Origin of the sequence: Micrococcus sp., from assembly GCF_030523875.1 — a bacterium.
In the GTDB taxonomy this organism is placed as follows: Bacteria; Actinomycetota; Actinomycetes; order Actinomycetales; family Micrococcaceae; genus Micrococcus.
On the sequence record NZ_JAUNHR010000080.1, the window covers coordinates 4,720 to 10,447 of the forward strand.

Consider the following 5,728-nt stretch of genomic DNA (forward strand, 5'->3'; position numbering starts at 1 on the left):
CGGCAGCCCCGCCCCGCCCCCCCCCGGCCCCCCCGCCCGGTGGGGGGGGGGGGCGCGTGGTTGTCGCTGGGCGGGGCCGGTCCGAGGACCGGCCGCCGGGTCACTTCTTCGCCGTGGCCTTCGCGGCCGGCTTGAGGTCCGCGCGGTCCTGCACGCGGCCGGCGGCCTCGCGCAGCGCCTGGGCGTCGCCGTGCTCGAGCTCGCCGGCGGCGTTGGTGAGGAAGGAGCGCATGAACCACTGGAACAGCTCGAGCTCGTTGACCTCGCCGATCAGGATGTCCTCGGTGATCGGGTCGACGTCCCCGACGGCCTCGATCGCGGAGCGGTGGTCGGTGATCACGCCGTCGTACACCACGTCCAGGGCGGCGAGGTGCTCGCGGACGCCGGCGCGGTCCAGGGAGTAGTCGTCCCACGTGCGGTCGGCCACCAGGGCGCCGGGGGTGCCCTGCGGGGAGACGCCGAGGGTGGCCATGCGTTCGGCCACCTCGTCCACCATGGCGCGGACCTTCTCGATCTGGGGGTCGAGCATCTCGTGGACGCCGATGAAGCCCGGGCCCACCACATTCCAATGGGCGTGCTTGAGGGTCAGCTGCAGGTCGTTGAGCGCGTGCAGGCGGCCCTGGAGCAGCTCGGCCACCCGGTGGCCATCCTCGATGGAGAGGCCGGGGACGGTGTAGGCGGCGTTGGCGGTCTTCGTCTTCGTGGCCACGGTGGCCTCCTTCGGATCATGGCCCGGCGGCCCGCACGGGGCGCCGGCGCGATGCGGTCGTCGATGGCTCCAGCCCATCAGGTGGGCGGCGCGCGGGCAAGGAGCGCGACCCCGGGGCCCGTTCGCCGGGAGCGGAGCGTCGGGGCGCAGGAGGGGCCGCGCGGTCAGCGCGCGCTGCGGCTCCGCTGCAGCGCGTAGTCGGTGGCGCCTGCCACGAGCGCGCCGATCATGGCGGGGATCCAGAGGGCGGAAGCGTCGTAGTTGTCCAGCACATAGCCCAGCCAGGCGCCGAAGAGGCTCACGATGAGGGCTCCGAGGACGGCCGTCACGACGACCCGCACCCAGTTCACACCGGCGACGGGACGGCGGTCGTCGTCGCCGGCGGGGCGGGTCCCGGGCTTCGGGGAGGGGGCTGCGGTCATGGTCGTCTCCTGACGTGTGGCGGCGGGTTCCGGGGCGAGGGACGGCGACACGCCGTCGTGCCCGATCCGGACTCTAGGGCTCAGGCGTCCTCCCGGTGAATCCCCCGTCGGCGCCCCGGCCGGGCCATCGGACGGTGTCGGGAATGGAACGGCCGGTCGGCGGGTTGTGTGGGGTGACAGTGAAATTGAGCGGGTCCCGCTCAGGTTCTTTGACAGCCAGCGCACCCGGTGGCAACCTGAGTCGGGAGGGCTCACATCGCGCCGCGGCCCCCGCGGCACGGAGCCCGTCCCCGTCAGACAAGGAAAGGACACACCCCATGTCTCGTGCAGTCGGCATCGACCTCGGCACCACCAACTCCGTCGTCTCCGTGCTGGAGGGCGGCGACCCCGTCGTCATCGCCAACGCGGAGGGCGCCCGCACCACCCCGTCCGTCGTCGCCTTCTCCAAGGGCGGCGAGGTCCTGGTGGGCGAGGTCGCCAAGCGCCAGGCCGTGAACAACCCGGACCGCACCTACGCCTCCGTCAAGCGCCACATGGGCACGGACTGGACCACCGAGGTGGACGGCAAGAAGTACACCCCGCAGGAGATCTCCGCGCGCACGCTGATGAAGCTCAAGCACGACGCCGAGGAGTACCTCGGCGAGAAGGTCACCGACGCGGTGATCACGGTGCCGGCCTACTTCAACGACGCCGAGCGCCAGGCCACCAAGGAGGCCGGCGAGATCGCGGGCCTGAACGTCAAGCGCATCATCAACGAGCCCACCGCGGCCGCCCTCGCCTACGGCCTGGAGAAGGGCAAGGAGGACGAGCTCATCCTGGTCTTCGACCTGGGCGGCGGCACCTTCGACGTGTCTCTGCTCGAGGTCGCCAAGGACGAGGACGCGTTCTCCACCATCCAGGTGCGCGCGACCGCCGGTGACAACCGCCTCGGCGGCGACGACTGGGACCAGCGGATCGTGGACTGGCTGCTGCAGCAGGCCAAGTCCAAGGGCGCGGATCTGTCCAAGGACAAGATCGCCCTGCAGCGCCTGAAGGAGGCGGCGGAGCAGGCCAAGAAGGAGCTCTCCTCGGCCACCTCCACCAACATCTCCCTGCAGTACCTCTCCGTGACCGCGGACGGCCCGGTGCACCTGGACGAGCACCTGTCCCGCGCCAAGTTCCAGGACCTCACCAAGGACCTGCTCGAGCGGACCCGCAAGCCGTTCGAGGACGTCATCAAGGAGGCCGGCGTGAAGGTCTCCGACATCGACCACGTGGTCCTCGTGGGCGGCTCCACCCGCATGCCGGCCGTCTCCGAGCTCGTCAAGGAGCTCACCGGCGGCAAGGAGCCCAACAAGTCCGTGAACCCGGACGAGGTCGTGGCCATCGGCGCCGCCGTGCAGGCGGGCGTGCTGGCCGGCGAGCGCAAGGACGTGCTCCTGATCGACGTGACCCCGCTGTCGCTGGGCATCGAGACCAAGGGCGGCGTGATGGCCAAGCTCATCGAGCGCAACACGGCCATCCCCACCAAGCGCTCCGAGACCTTCACCACCGCCGAGGACAACCAGCCCTCCGTGTCCATCCAGGTCTTCCAGGGCGAGCGCGAGTTCACCCGGGACAACAAGGCGCTGGGCACCTTCGAGCTGACCGGCATCGCGCCGGCCCCGCGCGGCATGCCGCAGATCGAGGTCACCTTCGACATCGACGCGAACGGCATCGTGCACGTCTCCGCGAAGGACAAGGGCACCGGCACCGAGCAGTCGATGACCATCACGGGCGGCTCCTCGCTGTCCAAGGAGGACATCGACCGCATGGTCAAGGACGCCGAGGCCCACGCGGACGAGGACAAGCAGCGCCGTGAGGCCGCCGAGCGGCGCAACCAGGCCGAGCAGTCCGCCTACTCGGTGGACAAGCTGCTCGCGGACAACGCGGACAAGCTGCCCGAGGATGTGAAGACCGAGGTCCAGGCCGACGTCGACGCCCTCAAGGCCGCCCTCGAGAAGCAGGACAACGACGACGAGGTCAAGGCCGCGTTCGAGAAGCTGCAGTCCTCCCAGGTGAAGATCGGCGAGGCCCTCTACAGCCAGCAGGCCGCCGCCGAGGGCACCCCCGAGGGCGCCGAGTCCGGCGCCGGCCAGGCCGACGAGGACATCGTGGACGCCGAGGTCGTCGAGGATGAGGACGACAAGAGGAACTGACCCGCCCCACGGCCCGGGGCGCACGCCCCGGGCCTCCGGCGGCACCGGCGGGTCGGTCTCGACGGCATGGCCGTCGGGACCGGCCCGTCGGCCGTCCCCGAGCACTTCCGGCGCCGCGCCCCGCGCGCGGCGCGAGACGAAAGGACCACCCCATGAGCACGGACCGCAACGACCAGAACCCCACCCCCGGCGAGGACGGCCCCGGCCCCGAGGAGCCGGTGATCCGGGACAACCGCCGGATCGACCCCGAGACCGGCCTGCCGCGCACCGCGGGCGCGCCCGCCGACGGCGACGCCCTGTCCCAGGCCGAGCAGATCCTCGACGAGGCCGGCGCCCAGGCCGCCGCCGAGGGCGACGCGCCGGCGGAGGGCCAGGATGCCCCGGCCGCCTCGGACCGCGAGGCGGAGCTGCTCGAGGACCTGCGCCGGCTGCAGGCTGAGTACGTGAACTACAAGCGGCGCGTGGACCGCGACCGCGCGCAGGCCCAGGACGCCGGCATCCTCAAGGCGGTCTCCGCCCTGATGCCCGTCCTCGACGACGTGGACGCCGCCCGTGCCGCGGGCGACCTCGCCGAGGGTCCGTTCGCGGCCATCGCCGCGAAGCTGGACACCGCCCTGGCGGGCCTGGGCCTGGAGCGCCAGGACCAGGACGCGCTGGCCGGCGTCGAGTTCGACCCGGCCATGCACGAGGCCGTGATGCGCCAGCCGCACGCGGAGGTGCCCGCGGACCACGTGGTCCAGGTCTTCCGCAACGGCTATGTGCGGGACGGCCGCGTGCTGCGCGCCGCCCAGGTCATGGTCTCCGCCGGTCAGGACTGACCGCACCCGCCCCCCCACCCACCACAGACCGACATCCACGGAAAGGAGGCGCCATGGCCTCGCAGGACTGGCTCGACAAGGACTTCTACCGGGTCCTGGGGGTGTCCAAGGGCGCCTCCGAAGCCGACGTCAAGAAGGCGTACCGCAAGCTCGCGCGCACCCACCACCCGGACCAGAACCCCGGGGACTCCGCCGCCGAGCAGAGGTTCAAGGAGATCTCGGAGGCGTACGACGTCCTGAGCGACCCCAAGGACCGCCAGGAGTACGACGCGCTGCGTGCGATGGGCGGCGCCGGCCCGCGGTTCACCACTCCCGGCGGCGCCGGCGCCGGCGCGGGCGGCGGCTTCGAGGACGTCTTCGGCGGCATGTTCGGCGGCGGGGCGGGGCCGGGCTCGTTCCGGACCTCCTCCGGCGCCGGGGGCCCGGACCTGTCCGACCTCTTCGGCGCCTTCACGGGCGGCGGGTTCGGCGGGTCGCCGGGCTTCGGCGGCCCCCAGGGGTTCGGCGGCGGCCACGGCCAGCCGCAGGCCTCGAAGGGCGCCGACCGCACCGCCACCACCACCATCTCCTTCCGCGGCGCGGTGGAGGGCACCACGGTGTCCCTGCGCGCGGCGGACGGCGAGACCGTGGACGTGCGCATCCCCAAGGGCATCCGCGACGGCCAGAAGGTGCGCGCCCGCGGCAAGGGCTCGCACGGCACCGCCGGGCGCGGCGACCTGCTGGTCACCGTGCAGGTGCGCGAGCACCCGTTCTTCCAGCGCGACGGCGACGACCTGCGCGTGCAGGTCCCGGTCGCCTTCGACGAGGCCGCCCTCGGCGCCACCGTGGAGGTGCCCACGCTCACGGGGCCGGTGAAGGTGAAGGTGCCCGCCGGCTCCCAGTCCGGGCGCGTGCTGCGCCTCAAGGGCCGGGGCGTGGCCGCCGCGAAGCACACGGGCGACCTGCTCGTGGAGCTGCAGGTGGCCGTGCCCGCCGAGCTCTCCGACGAGGCGCGCGCCGCCGTCGAGGCCTACGCGGCCGCCACCGCCGGCGACGACGTGCGGGGGGACCTGGCCCGGAGGGCCCAGTGGTGAGCGCCGCCGACCCGCGCGGGGAGCAGGGCCGGGGCCGGGCCGCACGTGCGGGCGGCACGGGCAGGCACGACCCGGTGTTCGTGATCTCCGTAGCCGCGGAGATGACGGGCATGCACCCGCAGACCCTGCGCCAGTACGACCGGCTCGGCCTCGTGGTCCCCCAGCGCCAGGGCGGCCGTCACCGCCGGTACTCCCGCGCCGACGTCGAGCTGCTGGGCACCGTGCAGTCCCTGAGCCGGGAGGGCGTGTCCCTCGAGGGCATCCGCCGGATCGTGGCGCTGGAGCAGGAGGTCGAGCGCCTCCAGGAGACCGTGGTGGAGCTCGCCGCCCAGGTGGACCGCCTGCACCACACCTCCCGGCTGGCCCGGGTCTTCTCCGTGGGCGTGGCCGGCGAGGTGTCCGCGCGCTACGACTCCCCGGCCAGGGGGCGGGACGAGGACGCCGAGCCCGCGGCGCGGGGGGAGTCCCCGGAGCGCACGGCCCGCGCCGGCTCCTCCGCCCGCCGCCCCGCCGAGCCGGCCCGGCGCGT

5 protein-coding genes and 1 pseudogene are annotated in these 5,728 nt (G+C 73.4%); 4 read left to right on the plus strand and 2 right to left on the minus strand.

Going from position 1 to position 5,728, the window contains the following annotated elements; genetic code table 11:
* Positions 1–100 precede the first annotated feature (100 nt).
* On the minus strand, positions 101–709 hold the full coding sequence (locus Q4D18_RS09685) for a Dps family protein (RefSeq protein WP_303127773.1): 609 nt from the start codon (positions 707–709) through the stop codon (positions 101–103).
* A gap of 164 nt (positions 710–873) precedes the next feature.
* On the minus strand, positions 874–1,131 hold the full coding sequence (locus Q4D18_RS09690) for a hypothetical protein (RefSeq protein ID WP_303127776.1): 258 nt from the start codon (positions 1,129–1,131) through the stop codon (positions 874–876).
* Positions 1,132–1,448: 317 nt separating this feature from the next.
* On the opposite strand from Q4D18_RS09690, the gene dnaK reads away from it, so the two are divergent.
* The 4 genes and pseudogenes from dnaK to Q4D18_RS09710 all read left to right on the plus strand — a co-directional run.
* On the plus strand, positions 1,449–3,308 hold the full coding sequence (dnaK, locus tag Q4D18_RS09695; RefSeq protein WP_303127779.1) for a molecular chaperone DnaK: 1,860 nt from the start codon (positions 1,449–1,451) through the stop codon (positions 3,306–3,308).
* 152 nt (positions 3,309–3,460) lie between these two features.
* On the plus strand, positions 3,461–4,126 hold the full coding sequence (locus tag Q4D18_RS09700; RefSeq protein ID WP_303127782.1) for a nucleotide exchange factor GrpE: 666 nt from the start codon (positions 3,461–3,463) through the stop codon (positions 4,124–4,126).
* 53 nt (positions 4,127–4,179) lie between these two features.
* A complete protein-coding gene (locus Q4D18_RS09705) occupies positions 4,180–5,199 on the plus strand; it encodes a DnaJ C-terminal domain-containing protein (RefSeq protein WP_303127785.1) in 1,020 nt (339 codons plus the stop codon).
* Between the two features lie 101 nt (positions 5,200–5,300).
* A pseudogene (locus Q4D18_RS09710) lies at positions 5,301–5,609 on the plus strand (MerR family transcriptional regulator); the annotation flags it as partial.
* Between the last annotated feature and the right edge of the window lie 119 nt (positions 5,610–5,728).

Coding starts and splice junctions, on each gene's coding strand:
- Q4D18_RS09690 (WP_303127776.1), bottom strand. CDS start 1,131: ATGACCGCAGCCCCCTCCCCGAAGCCCGGGACCCGCCCCGCCGGCGAC.
- dnaK (WP_303127779.1), top strand. CDS start 1,449: ATGTCTCGTGCAGTCGGCATCGACCTCGGCACCACCAACTCCGTCGTC.
- Q4D18_RS09700 (WP_303127782.1), top strand. CDS start 3,461: ATGAGCACGGACCGCAACGACCAGAACCCCACCCCCGGCGAGGACGGC.
- Q4D18_RS09705 (WP_303127785.1), top strand. CDS start 4,180: ATGGCCTCGCAGGACTGGCTCGACAAGGACTTCTACCGGGTCCTGGGG.